A 20,575-nucleotide genomic window follows, 5' to 3' on the forward strand; every position below is an offset into this window, starting at 1 on the left:
TGTCCTGAAGGAAGGACCGAGGACCGGCGATCTCGGCGGCAAGGCAAGTACGCAGGAAGTGGGCGAGGCCATCGCGCGACGGCTCGCCTGACCGCTCCTAGGCGCCGATCAGCACGCCGCTTCTGATCGGCGTCTCGCCCGTCACCCGTCCCATGGGCGCGCCCGCGTACACGAAGCGGATCGCGCGCCGCATGTAGAAGACGCCGTCGTTGCTCGTCGTGACGGTCGTGACCGCATCGGTCAGCGGATCGACGACATCGAACACCGGATCGCCCGCTTTCAGCCGCGCGCCCACTTTCGCGCGATACACCACGATCCCGCTCACCGGCGCCGTCAGCTGCTGGCTGCCCGCGAGCGGCGTGGCGGGCTGCGCGAGCGGCGGCGCATCTTTCACTTCGCCTTCGATCACGCCGCGCGCGATCAGATACTCGACGATGGCGTCGGCATCCCGCGCAGCGGTGTCGTAATCGACGTCGCGCTGGCCGCAATGTTCGATCGTCGCCGCAATGTTCGGCGCGCCGAGCGGCGCCCTGTCGCCCAGGCGCTCGCGCACTTCGTTCCACAGCAGCGCGTGAACCTCATCGAAGGATTGGCCGCCGGAATCGGTTGCGAGCAGCACGCCGTTCGCGCCGAGATGGCGCGCAAGCGGCTCGATCGCGGGCCAGCTCGCCGGACTCGTGTAAATGTGCATCGTCGCTTCGAGCGAGCAATGCAGATCGAGCACGACATCGGCTTGCGAAGCCAGCGTGAGCAGCGTGAGCCGCAGCGATTCGAACTCGTTCTTCGCGGTCGTCTCGCCGAGCATGTCGACGAGCGCGCCGCGCAACAGACGCGCGTTGTGCGTGGCGTCGTTTGAGGAGAAGCGCGCCCCCACGCGCTCGATCAGCGCGGCGGCGGTCGGCATCGGAAAGCCGCGGTTGAAGTTGTGGCCGCTGTTCGCCTCGAAGCGCCCGAGAAACTGGCCGAGCACGTGCTGCGACAGGCCGATCGGGTTCGCCACCGGCACGAGCGCGACTTCGCCGCGCATGCGGCCTTCGGCTTCGAGCGCGGCGAGGCGCTTCTTCAACGTCCATGCGGTGAGCATCGCGGGCGTTTCGTCAGCATGCAGCGACGCTTGCAAATAGACCTTTTCGCGCCGGCCGTTCGCGTCACCGAAATGAAAGCTGACGAGCTCGCGCGTCGTGCCGAGCGTCGTCGAGACGAGGGGATGGCGTCGGGTTTGCATCGAGGGTTCCTCAGTCGCCGTACACGTCGAAATCGAAATACTTGCGCGCGATCTTCTGATACCTGCCGTCGGCGCGCATGTCTTTCACGGCCTTGTCGACCTTGGCCTTCAATGCCGTGTCGTCCTGCCGCAAGCCCATGCCGACGCCGTGATCGCCCATCGAAAGCGGCTCGCCGACGAACGCGAAGCCCGTGCCGCGCGGCGTCTTCAGAAAGCCGTGCTCCGCTTCCACCGAGCCGAGCAGCGCGGCGTCGATACGGCCCGCGGCGAGATCGTTGAAGACGCCCTCCTGGCTCTGATACGCGACCACCTCGACGCTGCCCGGCTGCCAGTTCTTCATCGCGTAGGTCTCGAACTGGCTGCCGCTCTGCACGCCCACGCGCTTGCCGCGCAGGCCCGCCGCGCTCGCGGTGAGCGGCGCGCCCTGCTTCGCGATCAGGCGGGAGCGGAACTGGAAGAGCTTGGTGGAGAACGCAATCTGCTTCATGCGCTTGTCGGTGATCGCCATCGACGACATGATCCCGTCGATCTTTCTCGCCTGCAGCGCGGGAATCATTCCCGAGAATTCGAGTTCGACCCATTGGCAGCGCATCGCGATGCGGCGGCAGATTTCGTCGCCGAGATCGACGTCGAAGCCCGCGACGTGGCCATCGGGCGTCTTCACGTCCATCGGCGGATAGCCGGGATCGATGCCGAGGCGCAAGGTGTCGGCGTCTTTCGCGTGAGCCGGCGCGGCCGCGGCGAGCGCGGCCGCGAGCAGGAAGGAGCTGAGTTTGAGCATGGGCGCGGTGATCGAATGTTTTCGGGATTCGGGCACCCATGGTACGAGCGCAAGATGCGCGCAAAAAGAGGCGCTTTGCTTATCATGATCACTTTTTGAGATCACTCTCGACAGGAAGCGCCGGACATGGAATTGACCCTGACGCAGTTGCGCATGTTCGTCGCCGTGGCGGAAGCCGGCAGCCTGCGCGCCGCCGCCCGGCGGCTCGATGTCGCGCAGAGCGGCATCACCCAGCAGTTGCGCAAGCTGGAAACGCAGGCGGGCGGCCCGTTGTTCGAGCGCGACGTGCGCGGCGCGCGCCTCACGCCCATCGGCGAGCGGCTGCGCCTGCGCGCGGACCTGATACTCGGGGAATGCCGGAAAACGGAAGACGAGATGCGCCAGTTGCGCGGCGAATTGACGGGCCGCGTGTCCCTCGGGCTCGCGGCCGAGGCGACGCTGCGGCTCTTTCCGGCGCTGCTCGAAAGCTATCGCGAGCGCTGTCCGCGCATCGACGTGCATCTGACGAGCGCGACGTCGCGCGTGCTGACGTCCTGGGTGCGCGACGGCAGCCTCGATTTCGCGCTCGCGCTGATCGCGCCCGACGCCGACATCCACGACATGGAGACCACCCGGCTCTTCGATTCCGAAGTCGCGGTGATCGCCAGGCGCGGCCATCCGCTCGCGCGCGCCCGAAAGCTCGGGGACTTGCGGGACGCCGAATGGGTCAGCACGCGGCAACGCGGCGGGGGCGCCGCCGGCAACAAGCTTTCGGCGCTGTTCGAGGAGGCGAAGCTCGCGCCGCCCCGCATCGCGGCGACGACCGAGGCCGTGTTCGACACGCTGCACTGCATCGCGGCGAGCGACTATCTCGGCCTCGAGCCCGCGAGCCTCGCGGAGCATCCGTTCTTCCGCGAGCACGTCACTATCGTGCCGGTCGCCGAGCGGGCCGCGAAAACGCCCGTTTGCCTGCTGCGGCGCGCGGGCGTGCCGCTCACGCCCGCGGCGCAGGAACTCGCGACGATGGCCGTCTCGTTTGCGCGGATGCTGCCCGCTCAGCGCGAAACGTGACGCGCGCGCGAGCCTTTCGACGCCGCCGCGGCACGCGCCCGCCGCGTCGCCCAGCCCTTCTTGGCGGAAGCTGAACGATCCGCGGCCGAACGCCGGCTCGCGGCCGCATGCGACTGCCGCGACAGCGACTTGTGCGACGCGGCCTTCGTGCTCTCGCGCTTCAGCACGCGCGTGGAGACGGCCGAGCGCTTCGCCTTCGACTCGGTGCTCGGGCTCTTCCTGGTGCGATGCGCCGCCTTCGTGTCCTGCGCGGCCTTCTTGCGCGTCGCCTCGGACGCCGTGCCCTTCTTCGGCGACTTCAGTTTCACGCCCGAGCGCCGCGCCTCGGACAGCCCGATCGCGATGGCCTGCTTCGCCGACTTCGCGCCGTGCTTGCCCTCGCGAACGTGATCGATCTGCTCCTTCACGAACGCACCGGCCTGGGTGCTCGGGGACTTGCCTGCGCGCTTCGCCTTTGCTGCGCGCTCGAGGGTTTTCTTTTCGGGCATGTCGAACCTCCTTGTGAAGTGAACTTGCGACGATGAAACGAGCAACGCACGTGCCCGCGCCCTTCATCTGCAAACGCTTGGCCTCCTCGACGACAGCCGGCAAATGCCTAAGCGATGCTTAGCAGTCTGCATGCGCGCCGGCCCGGCGCGAATCGTTTGCCCGCGTGCTCAGGGCCGTCGGCAATCGATTGCGACGCCTGAAACAAGTCGCCGCGAGCAATTTCTTCGAACTCTGAAATTTTTATCCAAAGCGATTAAAGGCAGCCAAAGGGTTGCCGTTAACGCGCTTATCCATCGCACCCGAGTCGATTTGAAATGAGGCCGGTTTCGCCTTTTGTTCTCGCCTTTGGCTGGGGGCCGCCGTGGATATGATCCAAACCGGTAAGCAAATTCCCCTCTGGCACTGCAAGCCCTACTCTCACTCATCAAGGAAGCAACATGCAAAAACTCCTTAAAGCCTTCGTGCGCGACGAACGTGGCGTCAGCGCCATGGAATACGCGATCCTGGCCGGTATCGTCGTGATCGCATTGGTCGCCGCCGGCACCTCGTTCTCCACGTCGATCGCCAACCTGTGGACCGGCATCACCACGGCCATGGGCAACGCGACGCCGAAATAACCAAAGGCGCCTCGCACGACCTGATGGAGGTCCGGAACCGCCTTTCCCGGATCTCCTTTTCATGTCGATGTTCCGCGCCGCCCGAAAGCAAACCATCGTGCCGACCCTGTCAGTTGTCATTCGTTTTCTTGTGCTCTGCGCGCTCCTGGGGCTCGCGGTGTACGACGTGCGGACCCGACGCCTGCCGACGAGCATCGTCCTCACGATCGGTGCGCTGTTTTTCGTCGACGCCTTCGTCGTCGGCATGCCGCTCGACGATGTCATCTCGCATCTGCTGCTCGCGGTCGTCGTTTTTCTCGCCTGCGCGGTGCTCTTCGTCGCCAGGATGCTGGGCGGCGGCGACGCCAAGCTCGCTTCTGTCATCTTCCTTTGGGTGGGATTCGGTCTGTCGCTGGCCACGCTGACGCTCATCTCCGTGATCGGGACCGTGGTGTCGCTGGTGAGCCTCGCCACGCGCGACATGAATCCGACCCAGCGCTTCGTGCCGCTACGCGCCCTCGCGATGTTCTCCGCGGCGCGCGGCGTTCCCTACGGCGTGGCGCTCGCCTTCGGCGGCGGCCTCGTCATCGTGCTGCCTGCCCTGCTGCATCTCATTTCGACGCGATAGGACGGCTTCCCCATGTCCAACATCATCAAATTTGCCGTACTGCTCGTCGGCGCGCTTCTGATCGCGCTGATCGTGCGCGTCGTGATCGCCAGCGCCTCGCACGCGTCGAAGCCAGCCGTGACGACCGAGAAAGTGCTGGTGAGCGCCGCCGCCCTGCCCCAGGGCCTGCTGCTGCGCGACGAGGATCTCTCCTGGAAGCAGATCGACAAGTCGCTGCTGCCGTCCAACGCCATCGTCGCGGGCGACCCGAATGCGCCCGACCTGAAGGGCGCGCTGCTGCGCCATCCCGTCGCGAGCGGCGCCGTCCTCGTCGGCGACGATGTCTTTCTTCCGAGCGCACCGGGCTTTCTCGCCGCGACGCTCAAGCCCGACATGCGCGCCGTCTCGGTCGCCGTGGACGACGTTTCCGGCAACGCCGGCCTGATCCAGCCGGGCGACTACGTCGACCTGCTGCTCACTCAGCAGATGGACCGCCGCACCGAGTCCCCCGATCTCGCGGTATCGAGCGAGACGGTGATCGAGCATGTGCGCGTGCTCGCCGTCGGCTCGGAGATCAAGCGCCCGAAGCTCAGCGGCGATACCGACGTGGCCATCAGCCGCGCCCGCACCGTGACGCTCGAAGTGACGCCGCGCATGAGCGAGGTGGTGGCGGTCGCGGCGCGTCTCGGCAGCCTGTCACTCGCGCTGCGCAGCTTCGCGACCGTCAGCCGCGACCCGGCGGTGCCCCCCGGCGCCTCCTCGGCCGCCGAGCGCGCGCCCATCTGGGCCGGCGACATCTCGCGCGCCGTGCGCGAGCTGCCGCGCGCGCGCCCCGCTCAGGCGGGCGCGCCGAGCGCCGCGCCGACCATGCCGCGCACCGTCACCATTTATCGCGGCTCCGAGAAGTCCGACACATCGAGCGTCGCGCAGGCCGGCGGCCCCGGACAGGGCGTTCCGCCGCTGCCGGCCGTGCCCGCGGAGCGGTGACATCGTGCCAACGTTCGAAGGCGTGCCATCGCCAGGATCCATATTCATGACCATGCTGTTCAGTTCAAGCCGCACCAACAGGTCGCCGGCCGCGCCCATCCTGGCTTGCGCGGCGCTTCTCGCCGCCACCGTGATGCAGGCGGCGCAGGCGGCTGCGCCGGCGAACATGCCGCCGCACGCCGGCGCAGCCGCGCCCGAGCGCGGCGTCAACGCCGCCCGGACCGGCATGGCCGACCCGATGCGCCCCGCCGGTGCGCAGGCTCCGCTCATGCTCGACGCGGGCAAGGGCACGATGCTGCAACTGAACGAAAACGCCGCGTCGGTCTTCGTCGCCGACCCGACCGTCGCCGACGTGCACGTTCCCTCGCCTCGCGCGGTGTTCGTGCTCGGCAAGAAAACCGGCACGACGACGCTCTACGCGCTCGGCGCGAACAACAAGCCGCTGGTGCAGCGCACGGTCGTCGTCACGCGCGACATGATCACGCTGCGCGCCATGCTCGCCGCGCGGTTCCCGAACGCGAACGTGCAGGTGGCCACGGGACAAGGCTCGCTGCAGCTCTCGGGCCAGGCGGCGACGCCCGCCGACGCGGACGCCGTCGTGCAGGCAGTGACGCCCTATCTCGGCGACAAGGAAGTGCTCGTCAACCGCATGACGATCGACCGTCCCCTGCAGGTGCAGTTGCGCGTGCGCATCACTGAGGTGGACCGCAACATCACCCAGCAGCTTGGCATCAACTGGCAGGCGCTCGGCAACGCCGCCGGCAACTTCTACGCCGGCATCTTCAGCGGCAGGCCGCTCACCACCGGCGGGGCGGTCAACCTGCCGACCAACAACGCGTTCTCGATCTTCGGCGCGTTCAAGACGAACAACGTGGACATCCGCGCGCTCGTCGACGCGCTGAACCAGGAAGGCCTGCTGACCGTGCTCGCCGAGCCGAATCTCGTCGCGCTGTCGGGCCAGACGGCCAGCTTTCTCGCGGGAGGCGAATTCCCGATTCCGATCTCGCAGATCAACGGCGCGATCACCGTCGAGTTCAAGCAGTTCGGCGTCAAGCTCGATTTCACGCCGACCGTGCTCTCGGATCGCCGCATCAGCCTGAAGGTGCGCCCGGAAGTCAGCCAGATCGACACCTCGGCAAGCGTGACCACCGGCGGCGTCACCGTGCCGGGCCTCTCGGTGCGCCGCGCCGATACTACCGTCGAGCTCGCGAGCGGCCAGAGCTTCGCGATCGGCGGCCTGCTGCAAAGCAATACGAACGACATCGTTTCGCAGGTGCCTGGCCTGGGCTCGATTCCCGTCCTCGGCAAGCTGTTCTCGTCGACGAACTACCAGAACAACAAGACGGAGCTCGTGATCATGGTCACGCCGTATCTCGTCGAGCCGACCGATCCGTCGAAGCTGCGCTCGCCGCTCGACTCGCTGATCTCGCCGTCGAGCGATGTCGAATACAGCTTCCGGCGCCAGAACGGCGGGGCGCCGGCGGAGGCCGGACAGCCCCGTCTCGTCGGCGCAGCCGGCTACGTCTATTGAGCCCGTCATGAAACACACACGACTGCTTTCGCTCCTTCTCGCCGGCGTGTTCGCCGTGGCCGCAAGCGGCTGCTTCAAGCCGCCGCGCAACATGCCGAACGAGTCGGTGATCGGCTACGACGGCAAGACGGCCGTGCCGCCCGATTGCGAGAGCCTTTCACGCCCCTCGCTGCTGACGGACGCGGGGATCCGCCGCCCGAGCATGCAGTGGGGCTGCGCGACGTACACCAACCTGGCCGCGCAGCTCGCGCGCCCCGAGGACGCCGTGCATCCGCGAACGCTCGGCCCGGCGGACGCCGCGGTGGCGGCGAGCGCGGTGCACCGCTATGAAACCGGCCGGGTGATTCCGCTCGACAAGTCGACCTCGCGCGATAACAAGTGATGCAACGCAATATAGCCAGCGGCAGACAAGGCCAGCCATGAGCACAGAGTTCTCCTTCTCGAAGAGCAAGTCCGGCGCGCGCAACGCGGACTTCGTAGCCTTCGTCTCCGATCGCAAGACCGAGCAGATCGTGAAGAGCTTCGTGCTCGAACAGGCCATGCCGCACGCGCATATCGTCACGGGCAGCGTCGACGACGCCATCGCTCACGTCGCCAGGATGGACCGCTCGCCGCTCTTCCTGCTGGTCGATTTGCAGCAGTCGGTCATGCCCCTCTCCGACCTGGGCCGCCTCGCCGAAGTGTGCGAGCCGTCGGTGCAGGTCGTCGCGCTCGGCGAGCGCAACGACGTCGGCCTGTTCCGCAGCCTGCTCAAGATCGGCGTGCGCGATTACCTCGTCAAGCCGGTCACCGTCGAGCTGCTCAAGCGCACCGTGAACGTCTCCGAAGGCAAGGTGAGCCCGGTGATGCTCGCGCGCGCCGGCAAGACGATCGCGTTCGCGGGCTCGCGCGGCGGCGTGGGCGTGACCACGCTCGCGCTCAACGTCGCGCGCCATCTGTCGGAGGACACGCATCGCCGCGTCGCCTATGTCGATCTGAACCTGCACGGCGGAGCGGCCAACTCCATGCTCGGGCTGCAGAGCAACAACGGGCTCATCGACGTGCTGCAGAACGTGCACCGCCTCGATCCGCAATACGTGGAGCGCACGCTCGTCGCCAAGGGCAGCCGGCTCTTCATGCTGTCGGCCGAACTCGAATACGGCGCCGCGCGGCCCTTCGCCCCGGGCGCGCTGCCGCGCGTGCTCGAGCTGCTGTGCGACAGCTTCCACTACGTCATCCTGGACGTGGGGACGGTCACGGACCCGCTCGCGCAGGAGGCCTTCGATCATGCCGCGCGCGTGTACATCGTCGCGGACCGCTCGGTGCATTCCACTCGCGAGACGATCCGCCTGCTGCGCCACATCGAGGACCGCGACAACAATCCGCCGACCTCGCTGCTTCTGAACAACCCGAACGCCGTGACCGGCGGCAAGGTGCAGCCGAACGACTTCATGACGGCGACGGGCCGCACCGTGCTGTACGAGATCCCGTTCGAGGCGAAGGCGCTCGCGACGGCCGAGAACCTCGGCGAGGCGCCGAAGGAAAAGGGGATGAACGGCTTCAACCAGATGATCACGCGCATCGGCGGCGACCTCACCGGCCAGCAGATGAACGCCGAGCGCTCGTTCTTCCAGAAGCTCAGGCTCAGGAGAGGCTGATGTTCGGACAGAAGCAGGTTCGCCGCCCGGCGCCCGACACGGACGCGCCGCCAGGCATCGAAGCCGCGGCGGTCGTCGAGGCGCCGCCTCCGGTGGCGCCGGCCGTGCGCACGCACGCGCCTGAAGGCAACGACGTGCTGGTGCGATCGGACCTCTTCCGGGCGATCCGCACCGGCGTGTTCGCCGCGATGAATCCCTCGGCCGCCGTCGGCAAGACGCGCGAGCAGATGAAGCCGGCCGTCGAGCAGCTGGTGCTGGACGTGGCAGAGCGCGACCGGCTCAACATCACGATCGCGGAGCAGACGCAGATCGTCGGCGAGCTGCTGAACGACATGTTCGGGCTCGGCCCGATCGAGCCGCTGCTCGCCGACGACACGATCACCGACGTGCTCGTCAACGGACCCGACCAGGTATGGGTGGAACGGCACGGACGGCTGGAGCTGACCAACTGCAAGTTCCGCGACAACACGCACGTGGTCAACGTCGCGCAGCGCATCGCGGCGGGCGTCGGGCGCCGCGTCGACGAAAGCAGCCCGATGGTCGACGCGCGTCTCGCCGACGGCAGCCGTGTGAACGTCGTGCTGCCGCCGCTTGCGATTCACGGCGCGTCGATCTCGATCCGGAAGTTTTCGAAGCGCAACATCACGCTGCATCGCATGTCGCAGCAGGGCAACATGTCGGCGGCGATGGCTACCGTGCTCAAGCTCGCGAGCACGTGCCGCCTCAACGTCATCGTGTCGGGCGGCACGGGCTCGGGCAAGACGACGCTGCTCAACGCGCTGTCGCACTTCATCGGGCACGGCGAGCGCACGGTGACGATCGAGGACGCGGCCGAGCTGCAGCTGGTGCAACCGCACGTCGTGAGCCTGGAGACGCGCCCCGAAAACGCGGAAGGCCTCGGCGCGGTGACGCAGCGCGATCTCGTGCGCAACGCGCTGCGGATGCGCCCGGACCGCATCATCCTCGGCGAAACGCGCGGCCCCGAAGCCTTCGACGTGCTGCAGGCAATGAACACGGGCCACGACGGCTCGATGACCACCATCCACGCGAACACGCCGCGCGACGGCATCACGCGCCTGGAGTCCATGGTGATGATGGCGAACGGCAACCTGCCGCTCCTGTCGATCCGCCGCCAGATCGCGAGCGCGGTGCACCTGATCGTGCAGATCGAGCGCATGCGCGACGGCATGCGGCGCGTCACGCGCATCACCGAGCTGGTGGGCATGGAAGGCGACATCATCATCACGCAGGATCTGTTCACGTTCCGCTACGACGCGAGCGCCTACAGCGAGGAAGTGAAAGGCGTGTTCGAATCGGCCGCCGTGCGCCCCGCCTTTGCCGCGCGTGCCGCGTACTACGGTCTCGAAGATGCGCTGCTGGAAGCGATGCGGCCATGAAATCCATCGACCTGATCACCTTCTGCGTCTTCGCTGCCGTGCTCCTGCTCGGCATCATGATGCTGGTGGTGCAGGACATGCGCCGCCAGCGCCCCGACGCGCGCATCCACGCGCGGGTGCGGGCCGCCTTTCCGGCGGCCGGCCCGAACGCGCGCGAGACGCGACACGAAGACCCCGACCTCTTCACCTTCACCCGCAACGACAACGTCATCAGCCGCTGGCTCGGCCCGAGGATCGCGCGCCTCAGGACCGTGGCCGGCGCGAACGGACCGCGCGTGGTGATCGTGACGGCGGTCCTGGCCGGGATCCTTGCCGTGCTGATGTCGAGCTTCCTGCCGCTCCCCTCCTTCGCGACGCCGGTGCTCCTGATCGGCTTGCCGGTGCTCGGCGCGATCCAGGCATACCGCTTTCTCGTCGAGCGCTTCAAGCGTCGCTTTCTGGACGGCTTCCCCGACCTGATCGACCTGATCGTGCGCGCCGTGCGGGCGGGTGTCCCCGTGACGCATGTGATGGGCGTCGCGTCCAACGAATGCCCCGAGCCGCTCAAGAGCGAATTCAGGCTGATGGGCGACGCGCTGAAGGTGGGTCTCGATCTCGAAGAGGTGCTGGACACGGCGGTCGCGCGCATCGGCATCGCGGACTTCTCCTTCTTCTGCGTCTGCCTGCTGCTGCAACGCGAGACCGGCGGGCAGCTCGGCGAGACGCTCGAAAACCTCGCGGGCATCGTGCGCAGGCGCCGTGAGATCCGCCAGAAGACCCGGGCGCTGACGGGCGAGGCGCGCATCACGACCAAGATTCTCGCCTCGGTCCCCTTCGCCATCCTGGGCGGCATGTTCATGCTCAACCGGGCGTATCTGATGGTGCTGTTCAATACGTCGGCGGGCCACAAGGTGCTGATGTGCGCCGCGTTCTCGCTCACGGTCGGACTGGGCATCGTTCACAAGATGTCGAAACTGGATACCGCGCGATGAGCCAGGCCAACTTCGAAACCCTCATCAACCTGCTGATGCTGCTCGCGCTCGTCATCGCGATCGTGATCTGGTGGGCGACCAAGCACGGCGGGCAGCGTGGCCGCATCGCCGAGCGCACGCGTCAGGCGGCGGTCGTGCAGCGCAACGAGAGCACGATGGTCGACGAGGACGACGGCGACGGCCTGGCGGCGCGCATTGCACATGGCCTCGCGCGCCTGGGCGACCGGCTGCCGCTCTTCGACGCCAAGTACCGCGCGAAGCTGCGCAAGCAGATGATCCGCAGCGGCTATCGCAGCCATTCGGCGGTATCCGCGCTGCTCGCGATCAAATTCGTCGTCGGGCTCATCTGCGCCGCATTCGCCGTGATGCTCGGCTCGCACATTCCCGTGGTGGGCGGCTACCCGGCCGCGCGGGGCACCATGATGCTGCTCGTGTTCGTGGTCGGCATGATCCTGCCGGAATACGTCCTCGCCTTCTTCGCGTCGCGGCGGCGCAAGGCGATGGCATCGTGCCTGCCGGATGCGCTCGACCTGCTCGTCATCTGCACGAACGCGGGCAACAGCCTCGGCGTCTCGATCCGGCGCGTCGCCGACGAGATGAAGACCATCTGCCCGCCGCTGTCGAGCGAGTTCTCGCTGACCGCCGACGAACTGAAGCTCTCGGGCGACAGCACGCGCGCGCTGCAGGCGCTCGCCGACCGCATCGACCTGCCGTCGATCCGTGCACTGATCTCCACGCTCACGCAGTCGATGCGCTACGGCACGCCGATCACCCAGGCGCTGCGCACGCTCTCGCACACCGAGCGCCTCGCGCACATCGTATCGCTCGAAGAAAAGGCGGCCAAGCTCGCACCCAAGATGGCCGTGCCGATGATGGTCTTCATCCTTCCCGCGGTGATCCTGGTCGCCGCGGGTCCGTCCGTCATTCAACTCATGAGCTTCTTTGCAAAGAAATGAAGACTCGACACACGCTCCTTCCGGCCGTGCGCCACCCGGGCCTCGCCGCGTGCTGCGCAGCGCTCGTGATCGCGCTCGGCGCCTGCACGACGACGACCACGACCCATCAGGTGCTTGACACCCGCCCGGTCACACGCAATTCGGCGCCGAGCGCGATGAGCGAGTTGCGCATCGCGGACACGGCGCTCGATTCGGGCAATGTCGAGCTCGCGACCACGCTCTATGAGAAAGCGCTGCAGTCAAACCCGAACTCGGTCGCGGCCCTGACCGGCCTCGGCAACACGCTCTACACGGTCGGCGACTTCACGCGGGCGGGCGTCTATTACGATCACGCCGGCAAGATCGATGCGAATGCGCCGGCGCCGCTCGTCGGGCTCGCGCGCGTCGCGATGCGCCAGCGCCGCTTCGATGACGCCATCGTCACGTACAGGCGCCTGCTCGCGCTGATGCCGGACGATCCGCTCGCCTCGGCGGGCCTCGGCGCCGCGCTCGACATGAAGGGCGATCACAAGGGCGCGCAGGCGCTGCTGCGTCACGCGCTGGAGAAGAACCCCGGCGATCCGATGCTTTCCGTGAATCTCGGCCTGTCGCTGATTCTCGGCGGCGACCCGCGCGAGGGCGCGAACGTGCTGCTCGACGTGACGCGCTTCCCGGCCGCGCCGCCGCAGGCGCGCCAGGACCTCGCCCTCGCCTACGGGCTGCTCGGCAACGATGAAGCGGCCGCCGAGATCCTGTCACGCGATCTGCCGAAGGCGTCCGTCGAGGACAACCTGCGCTACTACCAGATCCAGCGCGCGCTCATGGCGCTGCGCGGGTCGTCCGTGTCGTCCGCGAAGCCCGAGGCGCCGGCGGCCGTTCCCACGGCGCAGGTGCTGACGACGAGCCTCAAGTGAAGTCCGCGAAGGGCCGCCCCGTTCCGAAGCGAGCGCCCTTGCGATTCCGCCCGACGAACCTGAAAAGACGCTTTTGGCACAAGGTGTTTTCTTCGGCGCCCGTGGGCAACGACGTCTCTGCCAGATAAACGACCAAACATGCGCAAGCTCGAATACCGTCATACCGGCAGCCGGTCTCGTCGAACGCGCTCGCACGCTGTCGCACAGGCCGGAAGCGTCTCGCTGGAATTCATCATCCTGTTTCCGTTCCTGATCATGGTTCTGGTTGGGATCTTCGATTTCAGCCTGATGATGTACGACAAAGCCGCACTCGTCACAGCCGCGCGAACGGCAGCGAGGGCGGGGATCGTGGTCGGCTCGACGGTCGACGTTGCCGCCACTGCGGTCGCCAGCGCGAATGGCTCGCTCCTCAGCGGCGGTGCGAGCCGCACACCGACTGCCACTGTGACCCACCCGAACGGCACGACCTCGGGAATGCCGCTCATCGTAACGATTTCCTATACGTATAACGGGTTGCTCGTCGGTTCAGCGCTCAGTGCGCTGACCGGTCCTATCGTGCTGAACGCAACGGCGGTGATGAACTATGAATGAGCCGCGTGACGAACTACGACCCCCACGCCATGGGGAAACCCTGCAACGGGGGCTGAGTCCGCGAGTGCGCCGGACGTCGAACCGTGGAGCCGCCCTGACCCGCCAGCGTGGCGTGATGGCGGCCACGATGCCCGTTGTGCTGCTCATGGCGTTGATGGCGGGCGCCGTGGCGGTCGATATGGGACATCTGTACGTGGTCCAGGCCGAGTTGCAGACCGCGGCCGACTCCGCAGCTCTTAACGGTGCGGCCGCACTATTCCCCAGCAGTGGTTCGGCCCCGAACTGGAGCGCCGCGCAGAGCGCTGCTACGAGCGCAGTCGGCTTGAACGCGTCCGACAGCGTCACGCTGCACGATGGGTCGATCCAGTCGGGATACTGGAATGTCTCCGGCTCGCCCGCGGGCATGCAGGCGACGACGATCGTCCCGGGAAACAACGATACGGCTGCCGTCCAGGTGACCGTCTCGCGCGCCCCGGGGCTTAATGGCGGGCCGGTCAGCTATTTTCTGGCGCCTCTTTTCGGCATGAAAAACGGTCCGGTCAGCGCGACGTCTGTCGCGATGGTGTCCGGGCCGGGATTGATTGCAGCGGGCGGCCTCTTCCCGATGGCGATCAGTAAATGCATGGTCCAGAACTTCCTGAATACCGGGCCCTCCGTTGCGGTGCTAATCGGCGACGGTGGCACGCCGCCCTCCACGTGCCCAAGCACCGCGAGCGGCCAATGGACCAACCTCGGAACCGGCACGAACGGCGCGAGTACCGTTCAAAATCTGATGAACTCGAGCCCGGTGAGCATTAACGATTTGATTAACCTCGTGACCGACACCGGCGTCAAGGCATCGCTTTACAAGGACGTAAAACAGAACGCCAACCTCGTCGGCGCCACGGTGGTCGTGCCAGTTATAAATGACGCGAGCTCGACGGTGCCGCAGCAAGTCGTGGGGTTCGCCGCGTTCCATATCACCGGCGCCAACTGGCAGAGCAACAAAAAATATATTACGGGCTATTTCGTCCCCGGCTACAAGATCCCGACGACCGGCAACGGGCAAGTCGGCCCTTACTACGGCGCTTATCTGCCGGCGCGTCTGGCGAAATAAAGCCGCGATTCCGCCGGCCCGAGTGCATGTCGCGCCGCTCGGATGCAGGCAGGCGCCCGCCGAGCTACCGCTTCCCTTCGCCGGGAAGGTTCCGCTCGCGCTCGAACGAAGGCATGTCGATGTCGCTGCTCGCCGAGCGCAGGTCGTCCCGCGCATCCTGCGCGAGCTTCTCATAACGCTTGCGAAAAACGGTCAGCTCCTTTTCGTCGAGTTCCTCGAGATCGAGCAGCGCGTTATGCGCCTTGTCGATCGCGCGGATGAGTTCGTCGAGCTTGATCTGCATCGCCGCCGTGTCGCGGTTCTGCGTGTTCTGAATGAGGAAGACCATCAGGAACGTGACGATGGTCGTCGACGTGTTGATGACGAGCTGCCACGTGTCGCTGAAGTGAAAAAGCGGACCCGAAGCGGCCCAGACGATCACCAGCACAACCGCGATGACGAAGGTCGACGCGCGCCCCGCCGCCTGCGCGAGCGTACTCGAGAATTTGAGGAACCAAGAAGTCTTCATTCGGCGTCTCCAGAATCGAACCCCGGTCCGGCAACTCGGCGCGGCTAGAATACCGCCTGTGAACAAGAAACCCGCTCCCATCGATTTCTACGCCCCGTCCGACGAAGTCGCGCAACGCCTCATCGGCGCAATCGTGACCGTGGACGGCGTCGGCGGCCGCATCGTCGAAACGGAAGCCTATGACCGCGAGGACCCCGCCTCGCACAGCTTCTCCGGCCCGACGCCACGTAATGCAGCAATGTTCGGGCCACCGGCGCATGCTTACGTCTACCGCTCCTACGGCATTCACTGGTGCCTGAACTTCGTGTGCCGCGAGGCGGGCCACGGCGCGGGGGTGCTGATTCGCGCAATCGAGCCGCTCACCGGCATCGACGCGATGCGCGAGCGGCGCGGCCTCGAGCCGATCAGGCTGCTGTGCTCGGGACCGGGCCGCGTCACGCAGGCGCTCGGCGTCACCCACAGGAACAACGGCATGTCGCTGCTGGAGGCGCCGTTTCACATCGAGCCGCCCGAGGAAGCGTTTCCGATCGTGAGCGGCCCGCGCATCGGCATCAGCAAGGCGATGGACGTGCCGTGGCGTTTCGGGCTTGCCGGATCGAAGTTCGTCAGCAAGCCCTTTCCGAAGGTCTGAGCCTCAATCCGCCGGACGCAGCTTCTTCACTTCCTCGTCCGAGGGCTGCACGCTCGCGCCGTCCACGTAACGGAACGACGTCATCACACCCTTGCCGTCTTTCAGTCCCGTCACGCCGACATATGCGCCCATCGTCGATTGATTGTCCTGCCGGCGGTAGGTGATCGGACCGAACGGCGTATCGACGGGCAAGCCCTTGAAGGCGGCGGCCAGCTTGTCCGCGTCCGGCGATCCCGCTTTCTTCAGGCCATTGGCGAGCGACATCATCGCCGTGTAGCCCACCACCGAACCCAGCCGCGGATAGTCGTGATACTTCGCCTCATAGGCGGCGACGAACTTTTTGTTCTCGGGCGTATCGATCGAATACCACGGATAGCCCGTCACGATCCAGCCGACCGGCGCTTCCTTGCCGAGCGGATCGAGATAGTCCGGCTCGCCCGTCAGCAACGAGACGACCGCGCGGTCCTTGAACAGGCCGCGCGTGTTGCCCTCGCGCACGAACTTGCCGAGGTCCGCGCTGAAGAGCACGTTGAAGATCGCGTCGGGCTTCGCATCGGCGAGGGCTTGCGTCACGGCGCCCGCATCGATGTTGCCGAGGGGCGTCGCCTGTTCTGCGACGAATTCGACATCCGGCTGCGCCGCTTTCAGCAGGCGCTTGAACGTGGCCACCGCGGATTGCCCGTACTCGTAGTTCGGATAGACGAGCGCCCAGCGCTTTTTCCTGAGCTTCGCGGCCTCCGGCACGAGCATCGCGACCTGCATGTAGGTCGACGGACGCAGGCGATACGTGTACTTGTTGCCGTCCTGCCAGACGATCTTGTCGGTGAGCGGCTCGGCCGCGAGGAAGAAGATGCGCCGCTGCTTCGCGTAATCGGCGAGCGCGAGACCCGTGTTCGACAGATAGCCGCCGAACAACAGCTTCACCTGCTCGCGCGCGACGAGCTCCTGCGCGACGCGGACCGTATCGCCGGGATTGCCGTTGTCGTCGCGCGAAATCACTTCGAGCTTGTTGCCGTTGATGCCGCCCGCCGCGTTGATCTCGTCGAGCGCGAGATTCCAGCCGTTCCTGTACGGCAGAAGGAACGCAGGCTGCGCCTTGTAGCTGTTGATCTCGCCGATCTTGATGGTGTCGGCGTGCGCGGCGCAAGCCATGCCCGCCGCAATGGCGGCGAGGACTGCAATGGTGAGGCGCATCGGCGTGCCTGCACGGATCGTCATGAAAGTCTTCTCCTCTTCGTATGTCCGGTTTCGTTCTTCAAACACCCAGAAACTCGCGGCGCGCGGCATCGCCGCGCGCGAAAGCGTTCATTGCGCCCGCAAAGCGCACCTGGCCTTTTTCGAGCACATAGACGCGGTCGCTGACCAGCTCCGCGAAGTGCAGGTTCTGCTCGGAAAGCAGAATCGCGAGCCCTTCGCGCTTCAGTTCGAGAATCATATCGGCCATCTGCTCGACGATCACGGGCGCGACGCCTTCCGACGGCTCGTCGAGCAGCACGAGGCGCGGATTGCCCATCAGCGTGCGCGACACGGTGAGCATCTGCTGCTCGCCGCCGCTCATGCGGCTCGCGCGCCGGTTGCGCATCTCGCCGAGATTCGGGAACACGCGAAAGAGCTTCTCCGGCGTCCACAGCGGCGCGTTTTCGCGCGGCGGCTGACGGCCCGTGTCGAGATTCTCCATCACGGTCAGGTCGCCGAACACGCGGCGATCCTCGGGCACATAGCCGAGCCCCTTGCGCGCGATGCGATGCGGCGCCATGCCCACGATGTCCTCGCCCATGAACGAGACCGCGCCCGATACGCGCGGCAAGAGGCCCATCACGGCTTTCATCGTCGTGGACTTGCCCGCGCCGTTGCGCCCCATCAGCGCGACCACTTCGCCGCGCCCCACTTCGAAGCCGACGTCGAACAGGATCTGCGCGCGGCCGTAGAACGCGTTCAGTGCCTCGACCTTCAACAGCGTCATGCCGACTCTCCCGCACTCAACACCGCGCGCGGCGCGAACGATGCGCCCGTGCCGAGATAGACCTCGCGCACGCGCGGATCGCTGCGGATCGCTTCGGCATCGCCTCGCGCAATGAGCCGGCCGCGCGCGAGCACGATGAGCCAGTCGGCGTGCGAGAAGACCACGTCCATGCTGTGCTCCGTGAAGAGCACGCCGATGTTGCGCTCTTTCGCAAGGCGAGCGGTGAGCGCCATCAACCCGTTGCGCTCCTGCGGCGCCATGCCGGCCGTCGGTTCGTCCATCAGCAGAAGCTTTGGATGATTCGCCAGCGCGATCGCCAGCTCGACGCGCTTCACGTCGCCGTATGCAAGCACCGCGCAACTGCGGCGCGCGTGCTCCGTCATGCCGACGAGCTCGAGCAAGGCCAGCGCTTCTTCCTCGCGCCATGAAGCGACGCGCCCGAAGAGACTGAAGATGCGGCGCTCGTGCGACAGCAAGGCCATCTGCACGTTCTCGAGCACGGTCATCGAATTGAAGGTCGCGGCGATCTGAAACGTGCGGCCCACGCCGAGACGCCAGATATCGCGCGGACGCATGCCCGCGATTTCATGACCGTCGAAGCGGATCGAGCCCGAGCTCGGCCCGAGCTGCCCGTTGATCATGTTGAAGCAGGTGGACTTGCCCGCGCCGTTCGGGCCGATCAGCGCGAGCAACTGGCCGGCTTCGAGATCGAACGACACATCGTCGACGGCCTTCACGCCGTCGAAGGACTTCGAGAGATGCGCAACGGAGAGCAGCGTCATTGCGCCTCCGTGGAGAAGCGATCGCGCACGAAGCCCGCGATGCCCCGGGGAAACGCGATCACCAGCACGAGGATCGCGGCGCCGAGCAGCGCCTGCCAGTAGTCCGTTTGCCGCGCGACGGTGTCCTGCAGCCACGTGAACACGCCCGCGCCGACGATCGGGCCGGCGAGCGTCTGGATGCCGCCGAGCAGGACCATCACGAGACCGTCGACCGAGCGGCCCACGCTGATGGCTTCCGGCGAGATGTTGCCCTTCGAGAACGCATAGAGCGATCCCGCGAGCCCGCATACGAGCGAGGCGACGACGAATGCCGCCCACTGCACGCGCGCCACGTTCATGCCGATCGCCTCCGCACGCAAGGGCGAATCGCGGCCCGCGCGCAACGCGAGGCCGAGCGGCGCGAACAGCATGCGGCGCAAGAGCCACACGCCGACGATCGCGAAGACGAGCGTGAGGTAATAGAACGCGACGGGCGACGCAAGCCATGGCGACGGCCAGATGCCCAGGATGCCGTTGCTGCCGCCCGTCACCGCGTCCCATTGAAAGACGACGGACCACACGATCTGCGCGAACGCAAGCGTGAGCATCGCCAGGTAGACGCCCGACAGGCGCACGCAGAACCAGCCGAACACGATCGCGCCGATACCCGCGACGAGCGGGCCGAGCACGAGCGCGCCTTCCATCGGCAGCGCGAAGACCTTGAGAAAGAGCGCCGCGCCATACGCGCCCAGGCCGAAGTACGCGGCATGGCCGAACGAATGCATGCCGCCCGGACCCATGATGAAGTGCAGGCTCGCGGCAAACAGCACCGCGATCATGATCTCGACGAAGAGCACGGGCATGTAGGGAAACGCATCCGCGGCGAGCGGCGCGAGCGCAAGCGCGGCCACGACCATCGCCGTGGCGATCTTCATGTTGCGCGTGGCGGGCCGCAGCGGCTGATCGGCGGGCGCGGCCGAGCGCGCGATCGCTTGCGGGCGTCCGAAGAGTCCCCATGGACGCAGCACGAGCACGACCGCCATGACGACGAACTCCGCGACGAGCGTGAACTTCGACAACGAGAAGTCGATGCCCGCGATCGACACATGCCCGATGGCGATGCAGATCGCCTTGATCTCGGCGATCAGCAGCGCCGCGACGAACGCGCCCGGAATCGAGCCCATGCCGCCGACCACGACGACCACGAACGCATTGCCGATGGTCTCGAGATCGAGCGAGAGATTGGCCGACATGCGCGGCGCCTGCAACGCGCCGCCCAGTCCGGCGAGCATCGCGCCCACGAAAAACACGCCGGTAAAGAGCCACGCCTGATTGACGCCGAGGGCGCCGAGCATCTCGCGATCCGCGCTCGCCGCGCGCACGAGCGTGCCCCAGCGCGTGCGCGTGAGCGCATACCAGAGCGCGAGCAGCACGAGCGGACCGATGACGATCAATGCGAGATCGTAGCTGGGCAGCGCATGGCCGAGCCATTGCACGGCGCCCGCGAGATGCGGCGCGCGCGGGCCGAACAGGTCCTCCGGTCCCCACAGATAGAGCGCGGCATCGCGAATGATCAGCACCAGCGCGAACGTGGCGAGCAGATGAAAGAGCTCGGGCGCGCGATAGATGCGCCTCAGCACGCTCACTTCGATCGCCGCGCCGATCGCGCCGACGACGAGCGCCGCCCCGGCCACCGACGCCCAGAACCCCGCGACGCTTTCGCCGAAGCGGCTCGTCAGGCTGTACGCGACATACACGCCGAGCATGTACAGCGAGCCATGCGCGAAGTTGACGATGCGCGTGACGCCGAAGATGAGCGACAGCCCCGAGGCGACGAGAAAGAGCGCGCAGGCGTCGGCTAAGCCGTTGACGAGTTGAACGAGCAGGTTGGAGAGCATCGGGCTC

22 protein-coding genes are annotated in these 20,575 nt (G+C 66.7%); 14 read left to right on the forward strand and 8 right to left on the reverse strand.

The window, feature by feature from the left end; all coding sequences use genetic code 11:
* Positions 1 to 97 precede the first annotated feature (97 nt).
* Both AWB83_RS32505 and AWB83_RS32510 read right to left on the reverse strand, forming a co-directional pair.
* The gene (locus AWB83_RS32505) at positions 98 to 1,225 is read right to left on the reverse strand and encodes a succinylglutamate desuccinylase/aspartoacylase family protein (protein WP_087049732.1); all 1,128 of its coding nucleotides are present in this window, start codon (positions 1,223 to 1,225) and stop codon (positions 98 to 100) included.
* A 10-nt stretch (positions 1,226 to 1,235) separates the two neighbouring features.
* Positions 1,236 to 2,006, reverse strand: coding sequence for a transporter substrate-binding domain-containing protein (locus AWB83_RS32510; protein ID WP_087049733.1), 771 nt, complete (start codon positions 2,004 to 2,006; stop codon positions 1,236 to 1,238).
* Positions 2,007 to 2,132: 126 nt separating this feature from the next.
* Here AWB83_RS32510 and AWB83_RS32515 point away from each other — a divergent pair, with 126 nt between their 5' ends.
* Positions 2,133 to 3,056 (forward strand): LysR family transcriptional regulator, encoded by a 924-nt coding sequence (locus tag AWB83_RS32515; RefSeq protein ID WP_087049734.1) that lies wholly within the window; start codon positions 2,133 to 2,135, stop codon positions 3,054 to 3,056.
* Here AWB83_RS32515 and AWB83_RS32520 read toward each other — a convergent pair.
* Entirely contained in the window at positions 3,041 to 3,544 is a 504-nt protein-coding gene (locus tag AWB83_RS32520; protein ID WP_087049735.1) for a DUF6496 domain-containing protein, read from the reverse strand. The two genes, AWB83_RS32515 and AWB83_RS32520, sit on opposite strands and share 16 nt — an antisense overlap.
* Positions 3,545 to 3,982: 438 nt before the next feature.
* Between AWB83_RS32520 and AWB83_RS32525 the strand changes: the two genes are divergently transcribed.
* From AWB83_RS32525 to AWB83_RS32580, 12 genes are all read left to right on the forward strand, one after another.
* On the forward strand, positions 3,983 to 4,162 hold the full coding sequence (locus AWB83_RS32525; protein ID WP_087049736.1) for a Flp family type IVb pilin: 180 nt from the start codon (positions 3,983 to 3,985) through the stop codon (positions 4,160 to 4,162).
* 61 nt (positions 4,163 to 4,223) lie between these two features.
* Positions 4,224 to 4,769, forward strand: a complete 546-nt coding sequence (locus AWB83_RS32530; RefSeq protein WP_244197965.1) for an A24 family peptidase — start codon at positions 4,224 to 4,226, stop codon at positions 4,767 to 4,769.
* A 12-nt stretch (positions 4,770 to 4,781) separates the two neighbouring features.
* A complete protein-coding gene (cpaB, locus tag AWB83_RS32535) occupies positions 4,782 to 5,735 on the forward strand; it encodes a Flp pilus assembly protein CpaB (protein WP_087049737.1) in 954 nt (317 codons plus the stop codon).
* A 166-nt stretch (positions 5,736 to 5,901) separates the two neighbouring features.
* A complete protein-coding gene (locus AWB83_RS32540; RefSeq protein ID WP_087049773.1) occupies positions 5,902 to 7,266 on the forward strand; it encodes a type II and III secretion system protein family protein in 1,365 nt (454 codons plus the stop codon).
* Between the two features lie 7 nt (positions 7,267 to 7,273).
* Positions 7,274 to 7,648: a CpaD family pilus assembly lipoprotein gene (locus AWB83_RS32545; RefSeq protein ID WP_087049738.1), complete on the forward strand. Its 375-nt coding sequence runs from the start codon at positions 7,274 to 7,276 to the stop codon at positions 7,646 to 7,648.
* Positions 7,649 to 7,685: 37 nt separating this feature from the next.
* Positions 7,686 to 8,903, forward strand: coding sequence for a CpaE/TadZ family protein (locus AWB83_RS32550; RefSeq protein ID WP_087049739.1), 1,218 nt, complete (start codon positions 7,686 to 7,688; stop codon positions 8,901 to 8,903).
* Entirely contained in the window at positions 8,903 to 10,300 is a 1,398-nt protein-coding gene (locus AWB83_RS32555; protein WP_087049740.1) for a TadA family conjugal transfer-associated ATPase, read from the forward strand. The genes AWB83_RS32550 and AWB83_RS32555 overlap by 1 nt, the downstream gene beginning before the upstream one ends.
* Positions 10,297 to 11,271: a type II secretion system F family protein gene (locus AWB83_RS32560; RefSeq protein WP_087049741.1), complete on the forward strand. Its 975-nt coding sequence runs from the start codon at positions 10,297 to 10,299 to the stop codon at positions 11,269 to 11,271. Before AWB83_RS32555 ends, AWB83_RS32560 begins: the two co-directional genes overlap by 4 nt.
* On the forward strand, positions 11,268 to 12,227 hold the full coding sequence (locus tag AWB83_RS32565; protein ID WP_087049742.1) for a type II secretion system F family protein: 960 nt from the start codon (positions 11,268 to 11,270) through the stop codon (positions 12,225 to 12,227). Before AWB83_RS32560 ends, AWB83_RS32565 begins: the two co-directional genes overlap by 4 nt.
* Positions 12,224 to 13,120 (forward strand): tetratricopeptide repeat protein, encoded by an 897-nt coding sequence (locus AWB83_RS32570; RefSeq protein WP_087049743.1) that lies wholly within the window; start codon positions 12,224 to 12,226, stop codon positions 13,118 to 13,120. Before AWB83_RS32565 ends, AWB83_RS32570 begins: the two co-directional genes overlap by 4 nt.
* 138 nt (positions 13,121 to 13,258) lie before the next feature.
* Complete coding sequence (locus tag AWB83_RS32575) at positions 13,259 to 13,711, forward strand: TadE/TadG family type IV pilus assembly protein (RefSeq protein ID WP_087049744.1); 453 nt, start codon at positions 13,259 to 13,261, stop codon at positions 13,709 to 13,711.
* Between the two features lie 115 nt (positions 13,712 to 13,826).
* Positions 13,827 to 14,807 (forward strand): TadG family pilus assembly protein, encoded by a 981-nt coding sequence (locus AWB83_RS32580; protein ID WP_341866751.1) that lies wholly within the window; start codon positions 13,827 to 13,829, stop codon positions 14,805 to 14,807.
* Positions 14,808 to 14,871: 64 nt separating this feature from the next.
* Here AWB83_RS32580 and AWB83_RS32585 read toward each other — a convergent pair whose 3' ends face one another.
* Entirely contained in the window at positions 14,872 to 15,315 is a 444-nt protein-coding gene (locus AWB83_RS32585) for a low affinity iron permease family protein (RefSeq protein ID WP_087049746.1), read from the reverse strand.
* 58 nt (positions 15,316 to 15,373) lie between these two features.
* Here AWB83_RS32585 and AWB83_RS32590 point away from each other — a divergent pair, with 58 nt between their 5' ends.
* Entirely contained in the window at positions 15,374 to 15,946 is a 573-nt protein-coding gene (locus AWB83_RS32590) for a DNA-3-methyladenine glycosylase (RefSeq protein WP_087049747.1), read from the forward strand.
* Positions 15,947 to 15,949: 3 nt separating this feature from the next.
* Here the strand turns inward: AWB83_RS32590 and AWB83_RS32595 are convergent, their stop codons facing one another.
* The 4 genes from AWB83_RS32595 to AWB83_RS32610 are packed head-to-tail and all read right to left on the reverse strand — an operon-like array spanning position 15,950 to position 20,568.
* Positions 15,950 to 17,164, reverse strand: a complete 1,215-nt coding sequence (locus tag AWB83_RS32595) for an ABC transporter substrate-binding protein (RefSeq protein ID WP_087049774.1) — start codon at positions 17,162 to 17,164, stop codon at positions 15,950 to 15,952.
* A 37-nt stretch (positions 17,165 to 17,201) separates the two neighbouring features.
* Entirely contained in the window at positions 17,202 to 17,909 is a 708-nt protein-coding gene (locus tag AWB83_RS32600; RefSeq protein ID WP_087049748.1) for an ABC transporter ATP-binding protein, read from the reverse strand.
* Positions 17,906 to 18,691, reverse strand: a complete 786-nt coding sequence (locus tag AWB83_RS32605; RefSeq protein ID WP_087049749.1) for an ABC transporter ATP-binding protein — start codon at positions 18,689 to 18,691, stop codon at positions 17,906 to 17,908. Before AWB83_RS32605 ends, AWB83_RS32600 begins: the two co-directional genes overlap by 4 nt.
* Positions 18,688 to 20,568: an ABC transporter permease gene (locus AWB83_RS32610; RefSeq protein ID WP_087049775.1), complete on the reverse strand. Its 1,881-nt coding sequence runs from the start codon at positions 20,566 to 20,568 to the stop codon at positions 18,688 to 18,690. The genes AWB83_RS32605 and AWB83_RS32610 overlap by 4 nt, the downstream gene beginning before the upstream one ends.
* Positions 20,569 to 20,575: the final 7 nt, after the last annotated feature.

The organism is Caballeronia ptereochthonis (assembly GCF_001545075.1).
Classification (GTDB): Bacteria; Pseudomonadota; Gammaproteobacteria; order Burkholderiales; family Burkholderiaceae; genus Caballeronia; species Caballeronia ptereochthonis.

What these genes read in the sequence shown, in the direction of transcription:
- AWB83_RS32505 (WP_087049732.1), bottom strand. Translation starts at nt 1,225, where the DNA reads ATGCAAACCCGACGCCATCCCCTCGTCTCGACGACGCTCGGCACGACG.
- AWB83_RS32510 (WP_087049733.1), bottom strand. Translation starts at nt 2,006, where the DNA reads ATGCTCAAACTCAGCTCCTTCCTGCTCGCGGCCGCGCTCGCCGCGGCC.
- AWB83_RS32515 (WP_087049734.1), top strand. Translation starts at nt 2,133, where the DNA reads ATGGAATTGACCCTGACGCAGTTGCGCATGTTCGTCGCCGTGGCGGAA.
- AWB83_RS32520 (WP_087049735.1), bottom strand. Translation starts at nt 3,544, where the DNA reads ATGCCCGAAAAGAAAACCCTCGAGCGCGCAGCAAAGGCGAAGCGCGCA.
- AWB83_RS32525 (WP_087049736.1), top strand. Translation starts at nt 3,983, where the DNA reads ATGCAAAAACTCCTTAAAGCCTTCGTGCGCGACGAACGTGGCGTCAGC.
- AWB83_RS32530 (WP_244197965.1), top strand. Translation starts at nt 4,224, where the DNA reads ATGTCGATGTTCCGCGCCGCCCGAAAGCAAACCATCGTGCCGACCCTG.
- cpaB (WP_087049737.1), top strand. Translation starts at nt 4,782, where the DNA reads ATGTCCAACATCATCAAATTTGCCGTACTGCTCGTCGGCGCGCTTCTG.
- AWB83_RS32540 (WP_087049773.1), top strand. Translation starts at nt 5,902, where the DNA reads ATGCCGCCGCACGCCGGCGCAGCCGCGCCCGAGCGCGGCGTCAACGCC.
- AWB83_RS32545 (WP_087049738.1), top strand. Translation starts at nt 7,274, where the DNA reads ATGAAACACACACGACTGCTTTCGCTCCTTCTCGCCGGCGTGTTCGCC.
- AWB83_RS32550 (WP_087049739.1), top strand. Translation starts at nt 7,686, where the DNA reads ATGAGCACAGAGTTCTCCTTCTCGAAGAGCAAGTCCGGCGCGCGCAAC.
- AWB83_RS32555 (WP_087049740.1), top strand. Translation starts at nt 8,903, where the DNA reads ATGTTCGGACAGAAGCAGGTTCGCCGCCCGGCGCCCGACACGGACGCG.
- AWB83_RS32560 (WP_087049741.1), top strand. Translation starts at nt 10,297, where the DNA reads ATGAAATCCATCGACCTGATCACCTTCTGCGTCTTCGCTGCCGTGCTC.
- AWB83_RS32565 (WP_087049742.1), top strand. Translation starts at nt 11,268, where the DNA reads ATGAGCCAGGCCAACTTCGAAACCCTCATCAACCTGCTGATGCTGCTC.
- AWB83_RS32570 (WP_087049743.1), top strand. Translation starts at nt 12,224, where the DNA reads ATGAAGACTCGACACACGCTCCTTCCGGCCGTGCGCCACCCGGGCCTC.
- AWB83_RS32575 (WP_087049744.1), top strand. Translation starts at nt 13,259, where the DNA reads ATGCGCAAGCTCGAATACCGTCATACCGGCAGCCGGTCTCGTCGAACG.
- AWB83_RS32580 (WP_341866751.1), top strand. Translation starts at nt 13,827, where the DNA reads ATGGCGGCCACGATGCCCGTTGTGCTGCTCATGGCGTTGATGGCGGGC.
- AWB83_RS32585 (WP_087049746.1), bottom strand. Translation starts at nt 15,315, where the DNA reads ATGAAGACTTCTTGGTTCCTCAAATTCTCGAGTACGCTCGCGCAGGCG.
- AWB83_RS32595 (WP_087049774.1), bottom strand. Translation starts at nt 17,164, where the DNA reads ATGACGATCCGTGCAGGCACGCCGATGCGCCTCACCATTGCAGTCCTC.
- AWB83_RS32600 (WP_087049748.1), bottom strand. Translation starts at nt 17,909, where the DNA reads ATGACGCTGTTGAAGGTCGAGGCACTGAACGCGTTCTACGGCCGCGCG.
- AWB83_RS32605 (WP_087049749.1), bottom strand. Translation starts at nt 18,691, where the DNA reads ATGACGCTGCTCTCCGTTGCGCATCTCTCGAAGTCCTTCGACGGCGTG.
- AWB83_RS32610 (WP_087049775.1), bottom strand. Translation starts at nt 20,568, where the DNA reads ATGCTCTCCAACCTGCTCGTTCAACTCGTCAACGGCTTAGCCGACGCC.